21 protein-coding genes are annotated in these 19,705 nt (G+C 69.0%); 8 read left to right on the forward strand and 13 right to left on the reverse strand.

The genetic code is table 11. The features are described 5' to 3' along the window. The first annotated feature begins 22 nt into the window (after nt 1-22). On the forward strand, nt 23-940 hold the full coding sequence (gene galU / locus ASF65_RS18335) for a UTP--glucose-1-phosphate uridylyltransferase GalU (RefSeq protein ID WP_055892500.1): 918 nt from the start codon (nt 23-25) through the stop codon (nt 938-940). Between the two features lie 58 nt (nt 941-998). On the opposite strand, the gene ASF65_RS18340 is transcribed toward galU, so the two are convergent. Further along, a complete protein-coding gene (locus tag ASF65_RS18340; RefSeq protein WP_156369387.1) occupies nt 999-2,753 on the reverse strand; it encodes an outer membrane beta-barrel protein in 1,755 nt (584 codons plus the stop codon). Between the two features lie 148 nt (nt 2,754-2,901). Here ASF65_RS18340 and ASF65_RS18345 point away from each other — a divergent pair, with 148 nt between their 5' ends. Then, on the forward strand, nt 2,902-3,900 hold the full coding sequence (locus tag ASF65_RS18345; protein ID WP_055892504.1) for a KpsF/GutQ family sugar-phosphate isomerase: 999 nt from the start codon (nt 2,902-2,904) through the stop codon (nt 3,898-3,900). A gap of 38 nt (nt 3,901-3,938) precedes the next feature. Here the strand turns inward: ASF65_RS18345 and hemH are convergent, their stop codons facing one another. The 4 genes from hemH to ASF65_RS18365 all read right to left on the reverse strand — a co-directional run bounded on the left by hemH (nt 3,939) and on the right by ASF65_RS18365 (nt 7,666). Then, entirely contained in the window at nt 3,939-5,003 is a 1,065-nt protein-coding gene (gene hemH, locus ASF65_RS18350) for a ferrochelatase (RefSeq protein ID WP_055892507.1), read from the reverse strand. A 146-nt stretch (nt 5,004-5,149) separates the two neighbouring features. Next, the gene (locus ASF65_RS18355) at nt 5,150-5,527 is read right to left on the reverse strand and encodes a hypothetical protein (RefSeq protein WP_055892509.1); all 378 of its coding nucleotides are present in this window, start codon (nt 5,525-5,527) and stop codon (nt 5,150-5,152) included. A gap of 86 nt (nt 5,528-5,613) precedes the next feature. Then, a complete protein-coding gene (locus ASF65_RS18360; RefSeq protein WP_055892512.1) occupies nt 5,614-6,090 on the reverse strand; it encodes a nuclear transport factor 2 family protein in 477 nt (158 codons plus the stop codon). Between the two features lie 130 nt (nt 6,091-6,220). Beyond that, nucleotides 6,221-7,666, reverse strand: coding sequence for a homospermidine synthase (locus tag ASF65_RS18365; RefSeq protein WP_055892515.1), 1,446 nt, complete (start codon nt 7,664-7,666; stop codon nt 6,221-6,223). A 126-nt stretch (nt 7,667-7,792) separates the two neighbouring features. Between ASF65_RS18365 and ASF65_RS18370 the strand changes: the two genes are divergently transcribed. After that, nucleotides 7,793-8,764: a small ribosomal subunit Rsm22 family protein gene (locus ASF65_RS18370; RefSeq protein ID WP_055892518.1), complete on the forward strand. Its 972-nt coding sequence runs from the start codon at nt 7,793-7,795 to the stop codon at nt 8,762-8,764. 4 nt (nt 8,765-8,768) lie between these two features. On the opposite strand, the gene ASF65_RS18375 is transcribed toward ASF65_RS18370, so the two are convergent. Next, nucleotides 8,769-10,598, reverse strand: coding sequence for a M3 family oligoendopeptidase (locus tag ASF65_RS18375; protein WP_055892521.1), 1,830 nt, complete (start codon nt 10,596-10,598; stop codon nt 8,769-8,771). A gap of 319 nt (nt 10,599-10,917) precedes the next feature. Here ASF65_RS18375 and ASF65_RS18380 point away from each other — a divergent pair, with 319 nt between their 5' ends. Beyond that, the gene (locus ASF65_RS18380) at nt 10,918-12,675 is read left to right on the forward strand and encodes a DUF882 domain-containing protein (RefSeq protein ID WP_055892525.1); all 1,758 of its coding nucleotides are present in this window, start codon (nt 10,918-10,920) and stop codon (nt 12,673-12,675) included. Between the two features lie 348 nt (nt 12,676-13,023). Continuing rightward, the gene (locus tag ASF65_RS18385) at nt 13,024-13,449 is read left to right on the forward strand and encodes a MucR family transcriptional regulator (protein WP_055892529.1); all 426 of its coding nucleotides are present in this window, start codon (nt 13,024-13,026) and stop codon (nt 13,447-13,449) included. 77 nt (nt 13,450-13,526) lie between these two features. Here the strand turns inward: ASF65_RS18385 and ASF65_RS18390 are convergent, their stop codons facing one another. Together ASF65_RS18390 and ASF65_RS18395 are read right to left on the reverse strand one after the other, a co-directional pair. Next, nucleotides 13,527-13,787, reverse strand: coding sequence for a DUF2312 domain-containing protein (locus ASF65_RS18390; protein WP_055892534.1), 261 nt, complete (start codon nt 13,785-13,787; stop codon nt 13,527-13,529). Between the two features lie 101 nt (nt 13,788-13,888). After that, nucleotides 13,889-14,188 carry a DUF1244 domain-containing protein gene (locus tag ASF65_RS18395; protein ID WP_055892539.1) on the reverse strand — a complete coding sequence of 100 codons (300 nt, stop codon included), beginning with the start codon at nt 14,186-14,188 and terminating at the stop codon, nt 13,889-13,891. Nucleotides 14,189-14,373: 185 nt separating this feature from the next. Between ASF65_RS18395 and ASF65_RS18400 the strand changes: the two genes are divergently transcribed. Both ASF65_RS18400 and pyk read left to right on the forward strand, forming a co-directional pair. Next, nucleotides 14,374-14,844, forward strand: coding sequence for a DUF1036 domain-containing protein (locus tag ASF65_RS18400; protein ID WP_082505841.1), 471 nt, complete (start codon nt 14,374-14,376; stop codon nt 14,842-14,844). After that, a complete protein-coding gene (pyk, locus tag ASF65_RS18405) occupies nt 14,841-16,277 on the forward strand; it encodes a pyruvate kinase (RefSeq protein WP_055892542.1) in 1,437 nt (478 codons plus the stop codon). Before ASF65_RS18400 ends, pyk begins: the two co-directional genes overlap by 4 nt. Nucleotides 16,278-16,281: 4 nt before the next feature. Here the strand turns inward: pyk and ASF65_RS18410 are convergent, their stop codons facing one another. From ASF65_RS18410 to ASF65_RS18430, 5 genes are all read right to left on the reverse strand, one after another. After that, nucleotides 16,282-16,941, reverse strand: a complete 660-nt coding sequence (locus tag ASF65_RS18410; protein WP_055892545.1) for a tetratricopeptide repeat protein — start codon at nt 16,939-16,941, stop codon at nt 16,282-16,284. A gap of 72 nt (nt 16,942-17,013) precedes the next feature. Continuing rightward, nucleotides 17,014-17,139 carry a type B 50S ribosomal protein L36 gene (ykgO, locus tag ASF65_RS18415; RefSeq protein ID WP_019998227.1) on the reverse strand — a complete coding sequence of 42 codons (126 nt, stop codon included), beginning with the start codon at nt 17,137-17,139 and terminating at the stop codon, nt 17,014-17,016. Nucleotides 17,140-17,290: 151 nt separating this feature from the next. Continuing rightward, the gene (locus ASF65_RS18420; protein ID WP_055892548.1) at nt 17,291-18,373 is read right to left on the reverse strand and encodes a 5-(carboxyamino)imidazole ribonucleotide synthase; all 1,083 of its coding nucleotides are present in this window, start codon (nt 18,371-18,373) and stop codon (nt 17,291-17,293) included. Nucleotides 18,374-18,398: 25 nt separating this feature from the next. Continuing rightward, nucleotides 18,399-18,902: a 5-(carboxyamino)imidazole ribonucleotide mutase gene (purE, locus tag ASF65_RS18425; RefSeq protein ID WP_055892552.1), complete on the reverse strand. Its 504-nt coding sequence runs from the start codon at nt 18,900-18,902 to the stop codon at nt 18,399-18,401. Beyond that, nucleotides 18,899-19,102, reverse strand: coding sequence for a YdcH family protein (locus tag ASF65_RS18430; RefSeq protein WP_055893011.1), 204 nt, complete (start codon nt 19,100-19,102; stop codon nt 18,899-18,901). The genes purE and ASF65_RS18430 overlap by 4 nt, the downstream gene beginning before the upstream one ends. 289 nt (nt 19,103-19,391) lie before the next feature. Here ASF65_RS18430 and ASF65_RS21080 point away from each other — a divergent pair, with 289 nt between their 5' ends. Next, nucleotides 19,392-19,565 (forward strand): DUF465 domain-containing protein, encoded by a 174-nt coding sequence (locus tag ASF65_RS21080; RefSeq protein WP_082505842.1) that lies wholly within the window; start codon nt 19,392-19,394, stop codon nt 19,563-19,565. The last annotated feature ends 140 nt before the right edge of the window (nt 19,566-19,705 follow it).

Consider the following 19,705-nt stretch of genomic DNA (forward strand, 5'->3'; position numbering starts at 1 on the left):
TAATCGGCAGGAAGGATCACGAATGCGCAAGGTCAGGAAGGCCGTCTTCCCGGTGGCGGGTCTGGGAACGAGGTTCCTCCCCGCCACCAAAGCAATCCCCAAGGAGATGCTGACGGTCGTCGACCGCCCCGTGATCCAGTACGTCGTGGACGAGGCCCGCGAGGCGGGCATCGAGCACCTGATCTTCGTCACCGGCCGTAACAAGGGCGTGATCGAAGACTACTTCGACATCCAGGTCGAGCTCGTGAACACGCTGACCGACCGCAACAAGCAGACCGAGCTGAAGCTCCTCGACAGCCTGCAGCCGACGCCGGGCACCGCGAGCTTCACCCGCCAGCAGGCGCCGCTCGGCCTCGGCCACGCGGTATGGTGCGCGCGCGACCTCGTCGGTCCCGAGCCCTTCGCCCTCCTCCTGCCCGACATGATCATGCAGGACACGCAGGGCTGCCTGAAGAAGATGGTCGAGCTCTACGAGGAGACCGGCGGCAACGTCATCTCGGTGGAGCAGTGCGACCCGGCCGAGACCCACAAGTACGGCATCGTCGGCAAGGGGCCCGAGGTCGGCTCGGGCTTCCGCATCGACGGCATGGTCGAGAAGCCGAAGGCCGACGAGGCGCCCTCGAACTTCTTCATCTCCGGCCGCTACATCCTGCAGCCCGAGATCTTCGACATCCTGTCGACGCAGGAAAAGGGCGCGGGCAACGAGATCCAGCTGACCGACGGCATGCTGAAGCTCGCCAAGCAGCAGGATTTCTTCGCCTACCCGTTCGCCGGCCGCACCTTCGACTGCGGCTCGAAGGAAGGCTTCATCCAGGCCAACGTCGCCTTCGCCCTGTGGCGCCACGACATCCGCCACAAGGTCTTCGACGACCTCGAGGAACTGATGCGCACGGTGGAGCCGGAAGAGCGCCGCGCCGTGCCGCGCCCGGCCGCCGAGTAAAGGCTTCGCGAGCACCGGACATGCGTGAGGGGCGCCGCAAGGCGCCCCTTTTTCGTGATCAGCGCTGGAGCCGCACCCCGAGCCGGAAGGTGTTGGCGTCGTAGTCGAGCCCCGGCAGCGGCGAATCGAACCGGTCGTAGCGGTAGCGCGCGGTCACCGCGAGGTATCGGCTCAGCCAGTAGGTGAGGCCGGTCTCGGCCGCATAGAGATTTTCGTCTCCCGCCACCGGGCCGTCGCGAAGGCCGGCGATCAACCGCCCCTCGAGATCGATCCGCGCGGTGGCGCGATGGCGAAGGCCGAGCGAGGCTTGATAGAGCGTGGAGGTTGCCAGACCCGACGTGTCCGGCTCGAAGAAGGTCTCGGCCCGCAGAAGAACGTCGGTGCCGCGCCGCGGCGACCAGTTCACCCGCGCGTCGATCGTCGGGCTCGCCTGCGTGCCGAGCCGATCGTCGTCCGGCACGTTCCAGGCGTAGCCGACCGCGACGTCACCCGACAGCTTCTCGCCCCAGTCGAAGCCGACCCCGCCGCGCAGCGCCGGAATGACGCTGTCGCGCGAGGGCGAGCCGAGAAGGGTCTCGTCGAACAGGCGGCGGCCGACGCTCGCCGCCACGAACGGGCGCAGCGCCGGCGTCGCGTCGTAACCGGTCCTGAGGCCCGCGCTCCAGGTGGTGAAGCTGTCGTCGAGGCGGCGCACGGTGCCGTCGAACAGCCCGTCGTCGCGGTCCTCGCGCACGGCCGACAGGTCGAGCTCGTTGTGAAGGCGGCCGACGTCGCGCGAGAGCGTCGCGCCGGCGGAATAGGCGAGGATGTCGCGCGTCGAGGCCTCCGCGGTGGCGGGGCCGCTCACCAGCGGATCGTCGCGGTCGAAGCGCAGGGCACCCCGCAGCGTCGCCGTCCAGTCGCGGCTCATGTCGAGGCGAAGACGTGCGTCGAGGTCGATCCGCGGAACGTCCTGCAGGGGGCCGGAATCGTTGCGGCGGAAACTCGTCAGGGCGTTGATCTCCGCCTCGTGGCGGTCCCAGTTCGACAGGAGGCGGACCGATCCGGCGGTCTCGGAAAAGGCGCCGCGCACCCCGTCCAGCGTGTTGGTGAGGTTGTCGGACGTGCCGAAGCTCTGCTCCAGCGTGGAATAGAGCGTGAAGGAGCCGAGCCGCAGGCCGAGCGGGGCGAACGGATCGTCCTGCGTCCGGGGCAGGGCGCGGCGAAGGTCGTCGAGGCCCGCGCCGCCCTGGCGGCCGAGCTGCGTGTCCTGCGTCGGGCTGCGGACGGGGCCGACGGCGCGGAAGAGGTCGGGCGGCAGGTCTGCCGCGGCGGGGCGCTGGCCGGTGTCGTCGGTCTCGAGCGCGGTCTCGGTCGGGGCGATGCCGTCGAGCGCGGCCGCAGCGCCGGTGCGCGAGGCGCGCGCCGGCCGCACGCCGGCATCGACCGGCTGGGCCGGCGAGGCCTGCCGCGTCGACTGCGGCAGGTTCTCGCGGCGCGGCTCGGGCGGGCCGGCGAAGAGGTCGAGCGCCTCGGCGGGATCGGCGGCGTCCGCGTCCGGCCGGACGGGCTGCGGCACGTCTGCCGGGTCGGCGAGCGGCGCGTCGAGGTCGTTCGACAGCTCGCGCTGGGCGGGATCGAGCGGCTGCGTCGCCTCGCGCTCGCTGGAATCCCGCGTCTGCGTGCGCAGGTCCATCGTGTCGGACAGGCGCATCTCGTCGGCGCGGCCCCGGATCGGCGGGACATCGCCGGCATCCTGCGCCGACGCGGACCCGGCGACCGGTCCGGCGCTGAGAAGCAGCGAGGCGAGGAGGGGGCGAAGGAGGGGCGTCATGTCCGATCGGTCGATGGGCACGGGGTCGGCCGGCCGGAGGGCGTCAATCCCCCTATCCGTAGGCGCCCATCATGGAGCCGGGCTGACCGGACGCACACCTCCGGCAGCCCTGCTGGCGCGCGCCGCGCGGCAGGAGTAAGGGAGGCGAATGACCCTGAACGCTCTTCCGCTCGCCGCCGACCCCGCCCCCGGCACCCAATCGGCGATCCGCACCGTCCGCACCGAGGCCGAGGGCCTGTCGCTCCTGGCCGAAGCGCTGGCGGGCGACCTCGGCGCCGCCTTCGAGCGCAGCCTCGACCTCATCGCGGGCGTTCGCGGGCGCCTCGTCGTCACCGGCATCGGCAAGAGTGGGCATGTCGCCTCGAAGATCGCCGCGACCTTCGCCTCCACCGGCACGCCGGCCTTCTTCGTCCATCCGGTCGAGGCCAACCACGGCGATCTCGGCATGATCGGGCGCGACGACGCGGTGCTCGCCATGTCGTGGTCGGGCGAGTCGGCCGAGCTCACCGGCATCGTCGCCTACACCCGGCGGTTCCGGATCCCGCTGATCGCCATCACCTCGCGCGAGGCGTCGGCGCTCGGCTCGGCCGCCGACGAGCGCCTGCTTCTGCCGCGCGCCACCGAGGCCTGCCCGCACGGTCTCGCGCCGACGACCTCGACCACTCTGCAACTGGCGCTGGGCGATGCGCTGGCCGTCGCGCTTCTGGAGCGCCGGGGCTTCAGCCCCAGCGACTTCCGCGTCTTCCATCCCGGCGGTCAGCTCGGCGCGAGCCTTCGCCATGTCGGCGACGTCATGCACAAGGGCGAGGCGTTGCCGCTGGTGGCGAGCGGCACAAGGATGGGCGAGGCGATCCTCGCCATCTCGCGCAAGGGCTTCGGCTGCGTCGCGGTGGTCGACGAGGCGGGGCGGCTGCTCGGCATCGTCACCGACGGCGACCTGCGCCGTCACCTCGCCTCCGACCTCCTGTCGCGCACCGTGGACGAGGTGATGACGCCCTCGCCCAAGACCATCCGGCCCGACACGCTGGCGGCCAAGGCGCTCGACATCATCAACGGCGCCAACATCACCGCGCTGATGGTGGTGGAGGACGAGCGGCCGGTCGGCATCATCCACCTCCACGACCTCCTGCGCATCGGCGTCGCCTGAGGGCGGCGGCGGTCTGACCCCGGCGACCGGGCCGCGCGTCAGTCGATCCAGCCGCGCAGCTCGCGACGGACCATGTGCTCGATGACGTCCATCCCGTCCTCGGAATCGTTGAGGCAGGGGATGTGGCTGAAGTGCTCGCCGCCGTGCTCGCGGAAGATCTCGCCGGCCTCGCCCGCGATCTCCTCGAGCGTCTCCAGGCAGTCGGAGACGAAGCCGGGGTTGAGAACGGCGATGCGCTTGATGCCTTGCTTGGCGAGCGCCTCGACGGTCTTGTCGGTGTAGGGCTGCAGCCACTCCTCCGGCCCGAAGCGGGACTGGAAGGTGGTCATGAAGCGGCCCTTCTCCCAGCCGAGCCGCTCCTCGACGAGGCGCGAGGTCTTCTGGCAGTGGCAGTGATACGGGTCGCCCTTGCGGAAGTAGCTCTGCGGAATGCCGTGATAGGACGCGATCACGCGCTCGGGTTCGAAGGGGAGCGAGGCGAGATGCGTCTCGATCGAGCGCGCGAGCGCCTCGATATAGACGGGCTCGTCGTGATAGGCGGGCACCGTGCGCACGGCCGGCATCCAGCGCTGCGCCATCAGGTGCTCGAAGAACTTGTCGTTCACCGTCGCCGTGGTCGAGGCCGAATATTGCGGGTAGAGCGGGAAGCAGAGGATGCGCTCGCAGCCCTCGGCCCGCAACGCCTCGACACGGGTCGCGATCGACGGGTTGCCGTAGCGCATGCCCCAGTCCACCACGACGTCGCGCTCGCCCGACATGCGCTGCGCGAGCTTCTCGCCTTGCGCGCGGGTGAAGGTGCGCAAGGGGCTCTCGTTGCGCTCCTTGTTCCAGATCTGCTCGTAGGCGTGGCCCGACTTCTTCGGCCGCGTGTTGAGGACGATGCCGTAGAGGATCGGGAACCAGGCGGCGCGCGGCCATTCGATGACGCGCTTGTCCGACAGGAACTCCTTGAGGTAGCGCCGCATCGGCTTGTAGTCGGTGCCGTCGGGCGTCCCGAGATTGACGAGGAGCACGCCCACCTTCTTCGGCTTCACGGGCGGATGGCCGGGCGGCAGCGGGCCGATCGCAGTGGAGGACGCGGCGGGGCTTGGGCTGGTCAGCATGGGCGCGTTCGCTTGCAAGGAACCGGAAACGACTGCGGCGGCGGGCCGTTCGGGTCCGCCGCCGCGATCGGATATGGACAGGGCAGGGCCTTCGGGCAAGCGGACAAAGCGTCCGCCCCGACTGACGCCCGCGGTCTGCCGCCCGCTCAGGCCTTGCGGCTGAACTCGAAGCGGCTGCCGTCGGCGTTCACGCAGGCCAGCCGGTCGGCCGACATCTGCGCGCAGTTGACCGAGACCTGCTGGTTGCGCGAGCGCGAGGTGTAGATGATGGTCGCCTGCGCCTGGCCGGTCTTGGTGTAGTTGCCCTCGGCCAGCACCGCGCCGGTCGCCGCTTCCTTCGAGGTGAAGCGCCCGCCCGCGAAGGTCGCGGTGTAGGCGACGGGGCCGCCCACCGACGACCACTGGCCCTCGAGGCCCGCCGGGCGCGGCGCCACCGCCATCTGCGCCGGCGGCGCCATGGTCTCGCAGGCCGACAGGGCGAGGGCCGCGGCAAGGACGGGCAGGGCGCGGGTGAAGGGACGCATCGGGAACTCCGGAGGGCCAGCGATCAAAGTTGATACAAGTTTAAGGCAGATGCCGCCCGGAGTCATGCGCGCGGATCGCGCTATCCTCAGCCGCGTGAGCTCGATCCCGCGAAGGCTTCCTCGCGTTTGGCGGCGATCACCGAGTGGATCGTGCCGATCGTCTCGATCGAGCGGATGCGCCCGTCCGTGGTGAAGGAGAACCAGTACATGGTGCTGCCGGTGACGAGCGAACCGTTGGTCTCGTCCTGGCGCGTCCAGTCGCAGCGGCTCGCGCCCTCGTCGTCCTCGACCACGATGCCGCGCGGTTTGTAGGAGATGTAGGTCGCGCGGCGCAGGAGCTCGTTCAGGAAGGACTTCGCCTCTTCCTCGCCCTGCAGGCGGTACTCGCCTTCCATCCGGTTGAACCAGGGCGCGTCGATGATGCCCGCGTTGCTGCGATTGGAGAACACGGCGCCGGGCGCGAAGTGACGCGCGATCGAGCCGGGCGAGCCGGACATCGCCGCGTCCATGATTTCGCGGATGATACTGCGCTTACGTTGGGCTTCCGACAGAAACTCGCCCATCACTCACTCCTCAAGCGCATCAAGCACTTGCGGTTGAAGGGTAGGGCATCGCAGCGGTTGTGCCAGACTATAAGGAAAAAGCCGCAGGATGACCTGCGGCTTTTCCACTGATGAATCTGGTTGTCCGACTTTACCGGACCAGGATGTTCCGGAACTGCCAGGGGTCCTTTTCGTCGAGATCCTCTGGGAAGAGGCCCGGGCGATCGGTCAGCGGCGTCCAGTCAGTGTAGTAGCCCTTCACCGGTCCGAGATAGGGACGCTGCACTTCGAGGCAGCGGCGATAGTCCATCTCGTCGGCCTCGACGATGCCGGCTTCCGGGTTCTCGAGCGCCCAGACCATGCCGGCCAGCACCGCCGAGGTCACCTGCATGCCGGTCGCGTTCTGGTAGGGCGCGATGCGGCGCGTTTCCTCCAGCGACAGCTGCGAGCCGTACCAGTAGGCGTTCTTCTCGTGGCCGTAGAGGAGGACGCCGAGCTCGTCGATGCCCTCGACCAGCTCGTTCTCGTCGAGGACATGGTGCTCCGGCTGGATCTTGCCGGCCGCGCCGAACAGCTCGTGCAGCGAAAGGACCGCGTCGTTGGCCGGGTGATAGGCGTAGTGGACGGTCGGCCGGTAGGTGACCTCGTCCTCCTTGTTGCGGTGGGTGAAGTAGTCCGCGATCGAGATGGACTCGTTGTGCGTGACGAGGAAGCCGTATTGCGGGCCCGGCGTCGGGCACCAGGTGCGAACGCGCGTGTTGGCGCCCGGCTGCTCGAGATAGATCGCGGCCTGGCAGCCCTTCTTGTGGGTCTTGCCGTTCTTGGGCATCCACTTCTCGTGCGTGCCCCAGCCGAGCTCGGCCGGCTGCATGCCCTCCGACAGGAAACCCTCGACCGACCAGGTGTTCCAGAAGACGTTGCGGGGCTTCGGCTTGGCGGCGACCTGCGTGTCGCGCTCGGCGATGTGGACGCCCTTGACGCCGACCTTCTTCATCAGCTTCGCCCAGCCCTCGCGGTCGTCCGGGCCCGGCTCCTCGAACTCGAGGTTGGTGTCGCGCGCGATGTCGACGAGCGCCTGCTTGACGAACCAGGAGACCATGCCCGGATTGGCGCCGCAGGTGGAGACGGCCGTGGTGCCGCCTGGATGCTTGCGCTTCTCCCTGCGCAGCGTCTCGCGCAGCGCGTAGTTCGTGCGGTCGGCGTTCGACATCGTGTCGTCGAAGTAGAAGCCGAGCCAGGGCTCGATCACGGTGTCGATGTAGAGGACGCCGAGCTCGCGGCACATGCGCATGAGATCGACCGAGCCGGTGTCGACCGACAGGTTGACGAGGAAGCCCTGGCCGCCGCCGTCCGTCAGGAGGGGCGTCAGCAGATCGCGATAGTTCTGGCGCGTCACGCCTTCCTGGATGAAGCGGATGCCGCGCTCGTCCAGAAGGTGACGGCTCGTGTCGCGCGGGTCGATCACGGTAAAGCGCGACTTGTCGAACTTGAAGTGGCGCTCGATCAACGGCAGCGTGCCGCGCCCGATGGAGCCGAAGCCGATCATCACGATCGGGCCGGTGATCTCGGCGTGGACCGGGAAGTTCTCGTCTGCCATGGGGTCCCTTTCGGTCTGGACGTGTCTGGAAGCGCCGGGCTAGAGCAGAACGCTGTCAAATAAAAGGGGCTTGGCGCTCGGAGGCCGGCGGAAGCACCGGACCGCGGGACGCCTGCGCATCGATCCATGGACCTGCCGACCCCCTTGCGTGCCGCGATCGAGGCGGAGATCGCCGGAACGCCCCTCGCCGACCTGCGCCGGGCGGGCGAGGTGCTGTCCGGCCGCTACCGCGCCGAGACGCGGGACGGGCGGATGCACCTGTCCGACGACCTGTTCGCCAAGGTCTACGCGGCCGCGCGCCTGCCGGCGACCTATGCCGCACTGCGGGCCTCCCTCGCTTCGCTGGCCGAAGGTCGTCCCAACTTCGCACCCGCAACGCTTCTCGACGTCGGCGCCGGCCCCGGCACCGCGCTCTGGGCCGCCGCGGACGCGTTTCCGGCGCTCAGTGGCGCGACGCTTCTCGAAGCCTCCGCGCCGATCCGCCGGCTCGGGCAACGGCTGGGCGCAGGCGCCTTCGCGTTCGCGCCGGACTGGCGTGCGGGGGACCTCGCGGCGGATCTCGCCGCCATGCCCGGCGCCGATCTCGTGACCCTCTCCTACGTCCTCGACGAGATCGCGCCGGCCGCGATCGCGCCGCTCGCCGACATGCTCTGGTCGAAGACCGGCGGCGTCCTCCTCGTCGTCGAGCCGGGGACCCCTGCCGGCTGGGCCCGTATCCTCGCTGTGCGCGACCGCCTGATCGCGGCCGGCGCGAAGGTCGTGGCGCCCTGTCCGCATGCGCAAGCCTGCCCGATCGTCGCGCCCGACTGGTGCCATTTCGCCCAGCGCCTGCCGCGCTCGCGCCTCCACCTGCGCGCCAAGGAGGCCGAGGTGCCCTACGAGGACGAGAAGTTCGCCTATGTCGCCCTCGCGCGCGACGCCCCGGCGGGACCGAGCTACCAGCGCGTCCTCGCTCCGCCGCGCGCCGGCAGCGGCAAGGTGCGCGTCAAGCTCTGCCGCCCCGACGGCACGATCGCCGACGCGCTGGTTACCAAGCGCGACGGGGATCGTTTCCGGGAGGCGAGGCGGGCCGACTGGGGCGACCGCCTCGAGCCTTGAACGGTCAGGCCGCCTCGTCCATTGCCTCCAGTTCGTCGATGAGCCCCGAGATCATCGACAGGCCCTGACGCCAGAAGGCGGGATCGGTGGCATCGAGGCCGAACGGGGCGAGGAGTTCCGAATGGTGCTTGGTGCCGCCAGCCCGCAGCATCGCGAAATACCGGTCCTGAAAACCCTCCTCGGCGTTTTGGTAGACCGCGTAGAGCGAGTTCACGAGGCAGTCGCCGAACGCGTAGGCATAGACGTAGAAGGGCGAATGAATGAAGTGCGGGATATAGGTCCAGAAGGTCTCGTAGCCCTCGCCGAGGTTCACCGCGGGGCCGAGGCTCCGCTTCTGGATCGCGATCCAGATCTCGCCGATGCGCTCGGCCGTCAGCTCGCCTTTGCGGCGCTCGATATGGATCTCGCGCTCGAACTCGTAGAAGGCGATCTGGCGGATCACCGTGTTGATCATGTCCTCGACCTTCGAGGCGATCAGGGTGCGGCGTTCGGCCGGTGATGCCGCGCGCTGGAGCAGCGAGCGGAAGGTCAGCATCTCGCCGAACACCGAGGCCGTCTCGGCGAGCGTCAGGGGCGTCGAGGCCATCAGGGCGCCCTGGTCGCCCGCCAGCACCTGATGGACGCCGTGGCCGAGCTCGTGCGCGAGCGTCATCACGTCCCGCGGCTTGCCGAGATAATTGACGAGCACATAGGGGTGCACGCTCGGCACCGTCGGGTGCGCGAAGGCGCCTGGCGCCTTGCCGGGGCGGACCGCAGCGTCGATCCAGTTCCGCTCGAAGAAGCGGCCGGCGATCTCGGCCATGTCGGGCGCGAAGTCGCGATAGGCCGACAGCACGGTCTCGCGCGCCTCGTCCCAGCCGATGTCGCGCTTGGCCGCGCCCGGCAGCGGCGCGTTGCGGTCGTAGAACTCCAGCGCGTCAAGGCCGAGCCACTTCGCCTTCAGGGCGTAGTAGCGATGGGCGATCGAGGGGTAGGCGTCCGACACCGCTTTGGCGAGAGCGTCGACCACCTCGCGCTCGACGCGATTGGCGAGATGGCGCGAGTCCGCGACGTCCTCGAACCCACGCCAGCGGTCGGAAATCTCCTTGTCCTTGGCGAGCGTGTTGGTGACCAGTGCGAAAGTGCGCAGGTTGCGGCGGAACACCTCGGCCAGCGCCGCCCCGGCCTTGGCGCGCCGGGCGCGGTCGGGGTCCTGCAGGAGGTTCAGCACCTCTTCCAGCGCCAGTTCCTCGCCGTCCACGGTGAAGCGCAGCGCCGTCATCGTCTCGTCGAAGAGGCGGTTCCAGGCGCCGTGGCCGGTCACCGACTTCTCGAGGAACAGCTCCTCCACCCGGTCCTCGAGCTGGAAGGGCTTGTCCTGGCGCAGATCGACGACCCACGGGCGGTAATGCGCCAGCTGCGCGTCGCGCTCCATCGCGGCGTCCATCGCCGGCTCGTCGATGCGGTTGAGCTCCAGCGCGAAGAACAGGAGGAGCGACGAGATGTCGGTGACGCGGGCCTGCATGTCGCCGTAGAACTTGGCGTTGGCGGGCGAGGCCGTGTCGCCGGCGTAGACAAGGCCGGCATAGGAGATCAGGCGGCCGAGAAGCTCTTCCAGCGCCTCGAACTCGGCGATCGCCGCCCCGAGCCCGTTCTCGCCCGCAGCTTGCGCCGCGTCCTCGAGACGTCCCTTCCAGCGCGCCTGGAACGCGCCCGCGCGGCGAGCGGCCTCATCGAGATCGCGGGCGATCTCGGGGGCGTCGATGCCGGCGTAGAGATCGGCCAGGTTCCATTCGGGAAGGGCGCCGGCCGCGCCGGAGGAAGGGCGGGAGGACGACGCGGACGCTTGGCTCATGGACGGAACACTCCGGGGGACGACGCGAGGCCGGACGCCTGTCGGTGGCGTCCGTTGGCAGGGGATATAGGACACCGGCCCGGGCGGCGCATACTTCAGATCCCGCGCGGCTCGTCACGGCGGTGATTCGGTCGGGGCCGCGAGAGTCGCCCGATTTTCACTCGCCGTTAACCAAAATCCTGTGTATTGGCGAAACAATGGACCAAGTGTCATTTTCGTGCCGCACTCTTTCCCGATGAGGCTTGTCAGCCTGATCGGGGGCCATAGAAATCTGGTGGGGACATCCATCAGCGGGACGACGCACCGGGGGAAATACCGCATGTTCGGATGGACCGAATGCGTATCGCCACGCGCCATCAAGCGCGCGGCGGTCGTCCTGATGGGCCTTCTGGCCGCAACGGCGGCACAGGCCGAGACGCGGACCCTCAAGCTCTATCACGTCCATCTCAAGGAAAAGTCCGAGATCGTCTACAAGCGTGACGGCAAGTTCCTGCCCGACGGCCTGAAGAAGGCCAACTGGGCGCTGCGCGACTGGCGCGAGAACAAGCCCACCACGATGGACCCGAAGCTCCTCGACCTTCTCTACGAGGCGCACAAGCAGTCCGGCTCGCGCGGCTATATCCACGTCATCGGCGGCTATCGTTCGCCCGGCACCAACAAGATGCTGCGGTCGCGCTCCAGCGGCGTCGCCGGCTCCAGTCTTCATATGTCCGGCAAGGCCGTCGACTTCTTCCTGCCCGACGTGCCGCTGAAGAAGGTGCGCGACATCGGCCTGCGCATGCAGCTCGGCGGCGTCGGCTACTATCCGCGTTCCGGTTCGCCCTTCGTCCACTTCGACACCGGGAAGGGCCGCTACTGGCCGCGCATGAGCCGCAGCGAGCTCGCCAGCATCTTCCCGAAGGGCAACACGATCCACGTCCCGTCCGACGGCAAGCCGCTGGCCGGCTACGAGACGGCGCTCGCCTCCTACAACAAGCGCAAGGGCGCCAACGACGTCCAGATCGCGTCCTCGTCGCGCTCCGGCGGCGGCCGCTCGCTTCTGGCCGCCATCTTCGGCGGCGGCGCGGACGAGGCGGAGGACGAGGCCGAGGCGACGGCGGCACCGGTCGGCCGCGCCCCGGCGGCCCGTCCCGCGCGCTCCGCGCCCGAGCCCGAGGTCCAGATCGCCGCGGTGCGTCCCGCCCCCGCCCTGCCGCCCGCCGCGCTTCCCGCCGGCGTCGCCATGCCCGAGCGCGACGCCTTCGACGGCACGAGCCCGGCCCGCGCGGCCCCGCCGTCCGCCATTCCCGCCACTGAAACCACCGTCGCGGCCCTGGTTCCGGCCCGCGTGCCGCTGCCGACCCGCGCGCCGGTCCGCCCGGATGCCGTCGATCCCGCCACGACGCTCGTCGCCGCGCTGGAAGCCGAAGCCGCGGCCGAAGTTGCGCCCGGCGCGCCGACCCAGCTCGCCTATGCCGTGCCGATGCCCCGGGCCCGGCCGCCCTTCGAGGCCGTGCTGCGCGCCGACCAGGCCGCCCTGCCGACACCCCGCATGATCGGCGCCGAGCCCGAACTGACGCCCGAATCCATCATCGCTGCCGCCATGGCGGAGAGCACCGCGGCCGCCGCCGGAGCGGAGCCGGCTGCCCGTCCTGCCGTCACGCCGTCGCATCGTCCGGCTGAGGCGACGGCCGTCGCCGCCCTTGCCGCCGCAGCGCCGATCCCGGCTTCGTCGCAGCCGGTCCGCGTCGCGTCACTGGCCACGCCAGCGGTCTCGAAGTCCGCTGCCCGGCCGGCCATGTCGGCCAAGGGCGGGCGCGTCGTCGGCGACGAGGCGGCTCTGGCCGCCGCCCGCCGCGCCGCCCAGCCGTCCGCGCGCATCATCGCCGAGCGCGTCGAGGTCGCCGCGCTGATCGCCAACCCCGAGCGCCGCGCATTGGAGGCCGACCTTCAGCGGCCCGTCGCCCACAGCCTGATCGGCAACGTGCCGGACGCGGTCTTCGCGCATGGCTTCTCGCGCAAGACCGGCGCCCCGTCAGCCGCGGGCCGCTTCGAGGGCAAGGCCGTCAACTTCATGCCGGTCCACAAGATCAACTGACGGACCGCTTCGATCGCTCGACGCCCGCGCCTTCGGTGCGGGCGTTCGCGTTTGTGCAGTCGAGGCTCTGCCAGGTGCTGGGCCCCAAGTTTTCGCGGGCGGCTGCATCCGATGTCAGCTGAAATCTCAAGTTGATTGCGGCAGACGTTCACCACCGGAGATGTGCTGAACTTGTCATGCCGCGATCCGAGCTTGACAAAAATCAGATGGTTTCTCAGATACCGTTTGAATCAACGATGGTGCATAGTTGCTTCGCCGGCCTGCCAAGATGATTCGCGTTTCATCGCGATCTCGGCAGGGAAAGGGACTTCGGCGGCTGTCGCGCCTGACGATCGGATCGGAAAAGACATGGACGAGTTGAACCTGCCGGACGACAATGATGACCTGATGGAGCTGACGGCGGACGTCGTCGCGGCCTATGTCAGCAATCATTCCATGGCGGTCGCCGATCTGCCCGCCCTGATCGCGGACGTCCACAGCGCGCTCGGCATGACCGGCGCGCAGCCGGAGCCGCCTCCGGCCGAGAAGCCGAAGCCCGCCGTTTCCGTGAAGAAGTCGGTGACCGACGAGTACATCGTGTGTCTCGAGGACGGCAAGAAGTTCAAGTCGCTGAAGCGTCACCTGATGACGCACTACAACCTGTCGCCCGAGGAATACCGCGAGAAGTGGGATCTGCCGGCGGACTATCCGATGGTGGCGCCGAGCTATGCGGCGGCGCGCTCGCGTCTCGCCAAGCAGATGGGCCTCGGCCACAAGCGTCGTCGCGGCCGCTGACGCGTCCAACGTTGGTCCCATGAAAAACGCCTCCGGCCCGGGCCGGAGGTGTTTTTCGTTTCAGGGTGTCGCGCGGCTCACTCGCCGGACGGCATCATCCCCAGCGCCTGGAGGTAGAGGTCGAGGATCGCGTCCATCTCGGCTCGCTCGTTGGCGTCCTGCTTGCGCAGCGAGATCACCTTGCGCAGCACCTTGACGTCGAAGCCGTTGCCCTTGGCTTCGGCATAGACGTCCTTGATGTCGTCGGAGATCTGCTTCTTCTCCTCCTCGAGGCGCTCGATGCGCTCGACGAAGGAGCGGAGCTGATCCTGGGCGACTTCCTCGGTGGCGTTGGACATGGGATGACCTCGTAACGGACGACTGGGGCGGGGCGCCGGAACCGGCGACCGCTTTCCCCTCTTCGATGACGCCGAATGGTTACCCGAGCGTTACGCCGGCCTCAATCGTGCGGCGTGGATGCGTCGAACGCGGCTTGCGCCTCGGCGCCCGCCTCGCGCTGGTGGCGGGCGCGCCACTCGTCGTAGGGCATGCCGTAGACGATCTCGCGAGCCTCGTCCTTGCCCATCGGCCGACCGGCCTCGGCGGCGGCCTCGGCGTACCAGTTGGACAGGCAGTTGCGGCAGAAGCCGGCGAGATTCATCAGGTCGATGTTCTGCACGTCGGTGCGCTCGCGCAGATGGTCGCGAAGTCGCCGGAAGGCGGCGGCTTCCAGTTCGGTGGTGGTCGGCGCGCGGTCCATGCGAGGTCCCTCCGTTCAGCATTCGGGACCGATATCGGGCCCATCGTCGCGGGCCGCAAGCGGCCCGACGGGCGCGATCGTATCGATTTAATAAAAAGAATGGGCCATCGGGCCCGCCCCGTCTTTGACAGTTTTACCGACTATGCGAGAAGGGCCCGCCGCCGTCCTTATCCAAAGGGTCGCCCATGCCGTCTTGCCCGATCCTGGGGCTCCGTTCCCCGATCGCCGCCGCCGTTCTGACCCTTGGTCTTTCCGTCCTGTCGCTGCCTCTGTTCGCCGCTGTCGCCCGTGCCGATTTCCGGGTGTGCAACGGTACGCAGGCTCTGGTGGGCGTGGCGGTCGGTCAGCGGACGGCGGAAGGGTGGGTGAGCGAGGGCTGGTGGCGCATTCCCGCGACGACCTGCCGCTCTGTCATCGAGGGTGAGCTGCAGTCGCGCTACTATTACATCTACGCCGAGGACGCCGAGGGCGTCGGTCGGTGGGCGGGCGACATCGACATGTGCATCGCCGAGAACGAGTTCAAAATCGTCGGGGTCAAGGACTGCTTCGCCCGAGGGTACCAGAAGATGGGCTTTCGGGAATACGACACCGGCGGGCAAGGCAGCTGGATGGTCCAGCTGACGGAAGCGGCACGCGAAGGAACCGACCAGCCATGAAACGCAATCGCCGCGTGAAGATTCTTGCAACGCTCGGGCCGGCCTCGTCGGACGAGGCGATGATCCGCAAGCTGCACGAAGCGGGCGCAGACGTCTTCCGCATCAACATGAGCCATACCGACCACGATTCGATGCGCGAGCTCGTCGCCCGCATTCGCCGCGTGGAAGCCGCCGTCGACCGGCCGATCGGCATCCTCGCCGACCTGCAGGGGCCGAAGCTGCGCGTCGGCAAGTTCGCGGATGGCAAGGTCGACCTCAAGCCCGGCGACATCATCACGCTCGACAACAATCCCGAGCCCGGCGACGCGACGCGCGTCTATCTGCCCCATCCCGAGATCCTCGAGACCGTCCAGCCCGGCCATCGCCTCCTGATCGACGACGGCAAGCTGCAGCTGCGCGCCCTCTCGACCACCGGCACCGCGATCCGCTGCGAGGTCGTGGCCGGCACGCGCATCTCCGACAAGAAAGGCGTCAGCCTGCCCGACACGCTGCTGACGAGCGGCGCGCTGACCGACAAGGACCGGCGCGACCTCGACGCGGTGCTGGAGGCCGAGGTCGACTGGCTCGCCCTGTCCTTCATCCAGCGCCCGGAGGACCTCGCCGAGGCGCGCAAGCTCTCGCGCGGACGCGCTGGCCTCCTGTCGAAGATCGAGAAGCCGCAGGCCGTCGAGCGCCTCGACGAGATCATCGAGCTGTCCGACGCGATCATGGTGGCGCGCGGCGATCTCGGCGTCGAGATGCCGCTGGAGCAGGTGCCCGGCATCCAGAAGCGCATCACCCGCGCCGCCCGCCGCGCCGGCAAGCCGGTCGTGGTCGCGACCCAGATGCTGGAATCGATGATCACCGCCCCGGTGCCGACGCGCGCCGAGGTGTCGGACGTGTCGATCGCCGTCTTCGAGGGCGCCGATGCGATCATGCTGTCGGCCGAGTCGGCGGCGGGCGCCTATCCCGTCGAGGCGGTGCAGACCATGGACCGGATCGCGGTCGAGGTGGAGAAGGACCCGCTCTATCCCGGCATCATCTTCGCGCAGCGCCCGGCCGCCGAGGCGACCGGCGCCGACGCCGTGTCGCTCGCCGCGCGCCAGATCGCCGAGACGCTGCAGGTGGCGACGATCGTCACCTATACCTCGACCGGCACGACGGGCCTTCGTACGGCGCGCGAGCGCCCGCAGATCCCGATCCTCGCCCTGTCGCCGATCGAGGCCACCGCGCGCCGCCTCAGCCTCGTCTGGGGTCTCCACTGCGTGGTGACGGACGATGCCTCCGACATGGAGGACATGGTCAACCGCGCCTGCCGCCTCGCGGTCCAGCAGGGCTACGCTCGCGTCGGCGAGCGGGTGATCGTGACGGCCGGCGTGCCGCTGCGCACGCCCGGCGCCACCAACATGATCCGCATCGCCTATATCGGCTCGGACGGCCTGTCGGCCATCTGACGGATCAGGCCGGCTGGCCGGAAACTTCCTCGGCCAGCCGCCCCGCCGCGTCCTGCGCGGCCTTCAGCGTCGGATAGATGGCGAGCGCGCGGCTATAGGCGTCCAGCGCCTCCCGGTCGCGGCCCAGCTCCTCCAGCATGGCGCCAAGCCCCGTCAGCGCGCCGAAATGGCGCGGCTCGCGCTTTAGCACCTCCTCGACGTCGGCCATCGAAAGCGCGTAGCGATTCTGCGTGTAGTGCAGCGTGGCGCGCCGGTTGTAGGCTTCCGCATAGTCGGGATCGAGGACGATCGCCTGGTCGGTGAAATCCAGCGCCGCCGCCGCATCCTTGCGGGCGATGGCCTGCGTCGCGCGCAGCATCAGGAGATCGACCGTCGCGCTGCCGCTTTCGAGCCAAACGGACTGGATCTCGTTGGCGATCCCCGTCGCCTTCTCGGCATCGGATTCGCGCTTCAGCCGTTCGAACAGGCCGTCGAGCCGAGCCTCGCGCGTTTCGGCGACAGGCGGCGCCGCATCGGGGAGACCGCTCGCCGTGGCGGCCGGCGTCTCGGGGCCGGGCAGGGCGCCGGGCGCCGTCGCGTCCTGCGCCATCGAGGGCGCAGTCACCGCGGCGGAGACGAGGGCTGCGGCGAGAAGGGGAATCTTGAAACGGGAAAAGGCGCGCATGGGACGAACTTACGTCGTCCCGGCGCGCCTTCCAAACAATTTCCGAGGAGCCGCTGGAGCGGCCCGCAAGCGTCAGCCCTGGCGCGCCTTGTAGCGCGGGGCCAGCTTGTTGATGATATAGATGCGGCCCTTGCGGCGAACCAGGCGGTTGGCGCGGTGGCGGCCCTTGAGGGACTTCAGCGAGTTCTTGATCTTCATGACTTCGACCGTCGATTGCGAGGCGACGATCGGGCCCAGTCCCATTCCGCCGCATAATGAAAAACGCGCCGTGGGGGCGCGTCGACCTGGGGTGGCAATAACGGCAGGCGGGGTGCGATGTCAACCATGTGACGGCGCCCCGCGCTGCCTTTCAGATGGCCTTTCGCGGGCTCAGCCGGGTGACGTGCCCCATCTTGCGGCCGGGCCTGGCCTCACGCTTGCCGTAGAGCGTGACCAGTGTGTCGGGCTCGCCGAGAAGCGCCTCGGCGCGCTCGACATCATGGCCGATGAGATTTTCCATCACGCAGTCCGAATGGCGGTTGGTGGCGCCCAGCGTGTGGCCCGCGACCGCGCGGATATGCTGCTCGAACTGCGAGATCGTGCAGGCCGCCTCGGTCCAGTGGCCCGAATTGTGGACGCGTGGCGCGATCTCGTTGACGAGGAGCGTGCCGTCCGCGCCCACGAAGAACTCGACGCCGATGACGCCGACATAGCCGAGCCTGTCCATGATCGCTCGCGCGGTCTCGACCGCCCGCTCGGCGATCTCCTGCGGCACCTTTGCCGGCACCTTGGAGCGACTGAGGATGCCCATTCGGTGGACGTTCTCGGCCGGATCGAAGGCGACGAAGGAGCCGTCCCGTCCGCGCGCCGAGATCACCGAAATCTCGCGCTCGAACGGCACCTTCTTCTCGAGGATCGACGGCACCGAGCCGAGGCTCTCGAAGACGTCGTCGTGCGGGCCGCCTTCGGCGATCGTCGCCTGCCCCTTGCCGTCGTAGCCGAGGCGGCGCGTCTTCAGGATGCAGTCGCCGCGAAGGTCGAGCAGCGCGTGGTCGAGTTCCTGCGGATCGTCCACCGCCCGCCAGGGCGCCGTGGCGATGCCGATGCCGTTGAGGAAGGCCTTCTCGACCACCCGGTCCTGCGCGACCTCCAGCGCCTCGATCGGCGGATGGATGGGCTTGGGCCCACCCAGCGCCCGCAACGGGCCGACCGGCACGTTCTCGAACTCGTAGGTCACGACGTCGCTGCGGTCGGCGAGCTGGCGGAGCGCGGCCGCGTCGTCGTAGGCGCCGCGGATCAGGTCGTTCGCGACCTGCGCCGCCGGGCAGTCCGCGTCGGGATCGAGCACCAGCGTGCGGAAGCCGAGGCGTGCGGCGCTCGACGCCAGCATGCGGCCGAGCTGGCCGCCGCCGATGATGCCGATCGTGGAGCCGAAGGGGAGGGGGGCTGTCATGCGGTCCGCCTCGATAGGGGAAGGATCAATGCGCAGGCGCCGCGTCGTCGACAGGACGCTCGGCGACGGCTTCGCTCTGGCGCTGACGCCACGCGTCGAGACGCCCGGCGAGCCCGGCGTCGGTGAGAGCGAGCACGCTGGCGGCGAGAAGTGCGGCGTTCACGGCGCCGGCCCGGCCGATGGCGAGCGTGCCGACGGGAATGCCGGCGGGCATCTGCACGATCGACAGGAGGCTGTCCTGGCCGGACAGTGCCCGGCTTTCCACCGGCACGCCGAAGACCGGCAGCGGCGTCATCGAAGCCGTCATGCCCGGCAGGTGGGCAGCCCCCCCGGCGCCGGCGATCACCACCTTGAAGCCCTTGTCGCGCGCGCCCTTGGCGAAGGCGACGAGTCGGTCGGGGGTGCGGTGGGCCGAGACGATCAGCGCCTCGTGCGCGATGCCGAGCGCGTCCAGCGTCTCGACGGCATGCTTCATGGTGGCCCAGTCCGACTGGCTGCCCATGATGACGGCGACGGGCGGTGTCGTCATGCGATGATGTCCGGCAGGACCTGATCCTCGAGATCCTGGAGGCGGTCCTTGATCAGGAGCTTCTTCTTCTTCATGCGCTGGATCTGCAGCCGGTCGCAGCCGGTCGTCTCCATCGCCTCGATCGCGGCGTCGAAATCCGCGTGTTCCTGGCGCAGCCTTGCGAGCTGCAGCCTGAGTTCGGCCTGTTCCTGATCCGCCACCAAGGTCCCCTCGAACGCGATACCCTTCGTGCCCCGGCACCCGGTCGACGGGCCGCGGCATCACAAAAAATCGACCCCGCGTCCTCGGCCCGCGCGAAACCCGCGCAAATCCTGATCCCGGACGCTCCGACCCCGCCTCTTCGTTATCAGGATGGAGGCAATTTAAAAACCCGGGTCTTGATCCGCATTCGACAGGCCAAAACTTATATGACACCTTCATGTCGTCCACGGCGCCTCGGTCGTCCGGGCGTCGATGGAGGAAGACTAGAGACCCAAAAGGAGCTCAAGAATGTCCTTGGATGCCCATCTCGCGACCCTGGAGCAGCGCCACTCGGCCCTGAACGAGGAAATCGCCACGGCCCACACCAAGCCTGCCATGAGCGATGCGGAAATACAGGACCTGAAGCGGCGCAAGCTGCAGCTGAAGGACGAGATCGAGCGTTTGCGTCAATCGACCCACTGACCGCCAATCAGCATTCTTGGGCGCGGCCTCACGAGGGGTCGCGTCCTTTCCGATCCTGCCGCGACCCTTGTAGTCTCGCCGCAATCGGTATCTACAGCAGCCCGCCGGCCGAGCCGGCCCCCGACCCGGCGCTCCCGGCG

This window comes from Aureimonas sp. Leaf324, from assembly GCF_001423245.1.
Classification (GTDB): Bacteria; Pseudomonadota; Alphaproteobacteria; order Rhizobiales; family Rhizobiaceae; genus Aureimonas.

Bases quoted from the DNA above. Each gene is read 5' to 3' on its own strand.
- galU (WP_055892500.1), top strand. From the start codon at position 23: ATGCGCAAGGTCAGGAAGGCCGTCTTCCCGGTGGCGGGTCTGGGAACG.
- ASF65_RS18340 (WP_156369387.1), bottom strand. From the start codon at position 2,753: ATGACGCCCCTCCTTCGCCCCCTCCTCGCCTCGCTGCTTCTCAGCGCC.
- ASF65_RS18345 (WP_055892504.1), top strand. From the start codon at position 2,902: ATGACCCTGAACGCTCTTCCGCTCGCCGCCGACCCCGCCCCCGGCACC.
- hemH (WP_055892507.1), bottom strand. From the start codon at position 5,003: ATGCTGACCAGCCCAAGCCCCGCCGCGTCCTCCACTGCGATCGGCCCG.
- ASF65_RS18355 (WP_055892509.1), bottom strand. From the start codon at position 5,527: ATGCGTCCCTTCACCCGCGCCCTGCCCGTCCTTGCCGCGGCCCTCGCC.
- ASF65_RS18360 (WP_055892512.1), bottom strand. From the start codon at position 6,090: ATGGGCGAGTTTCTGTCGGAAGCCCAACGTAAGCGCAGTATCATCCGC.
- ASF65_RS18365 (WP_055892515.1), bottom strand. From the start codon at position 7,666: ATGGCAGACGAGAACTTCCCGGTCCACGCCGAGATCACCGGCCCGATC.
- ASF65_RS18370 (WP_055892518.1), top strand. From the start codon at position 7,793: ATGGACCTGCCGACCCCCTTGCGTGCCGCGATCGAGGCGGAGATCGCC.
- ASF65_RS18375 (WP_055892521.1), bottom strand. From the start codon at position 10,598: ATGAGCCAAGCGTCCGCGTCGTCCTCCCGCCCTTCCTCCGGCGCGGCC.
- ASF65_RS18380 (WP_055892525.1), top strand. From the start codon at position 10,918: ATGTTCGGATGGACCGAATGCGTATCGCCACGCGCCATCAAGCGCGCG.
- ASF65_RS18385 (WP_055892529.1), top strand. From the start codon at position 13,024: ATGGACGAGTTGAACCTGCCGGACGACAATGATGACCTGATGGAGCTG.
- ASF65_RS18390 (WP_055892534.1), bottom strand. From the start codon at position 13,787: ATGTCCAACGCCACCGAGGAAGTCGCCCAGGATCAGCTCCGCTCCTTC.
- ASF65_RS18395 (WP_055892539.1), bottom strand. From the start codon at position 14,188: ATGGACCGCGCGCCGACCACCACCGAACTGGAAGCCGCCGCCTTCCGG.
- ASF65_RS18400 (WP_082505841.1), top strand. From the start codon at position 14,374: ATGCCGTCTTGCCCGATCCTGGGGCTCCGTTCCCCGATCGCCGCCGCC.
- pyk (WP_055892542.1), top strand. From the start codon at position 14,841: ATGAAACGCAATCGCCGCGTGAAGATTCTTGCAACGCTCGGGCCGGCC.
- ASF65_RS18410 (WP_055892545.1), bottom strand. From the start codon at position 16,941: ATGCGCGCCTTTTCCCGTTTCAAGATTCCCCTTCTCGCCGCAGCCCTC.
- ykgO (WP_019998227.1), bottom strand. From the start codon at position 17,139: ATGAAGATCAAGAACTCGCTGAAGTCCCTCAAGGGCCGCCACCGCGCC.
- ASF65_RS18420 (WP_055892548.1), bottom strand. From the start codon at position 18,373: ATGACAGCCCCCCTCCCCTTCGGCTCCACGATCGGCATCATCGGCGGC.
- purE (WP_055892552.1), bottom strand. From the start codon at position 18,902: ATGACGACACCGCCCGTCGCCGTCATCATGGGCAGCCAGTCGGACTGG.
- ASF65_RS21080 (WP_082505842.1), top strand. From the start codon at position 19,392: ATGTCCTTGGATGCCCATCTCGCGACCCTGGAGCAGCGCCACTCGGCC.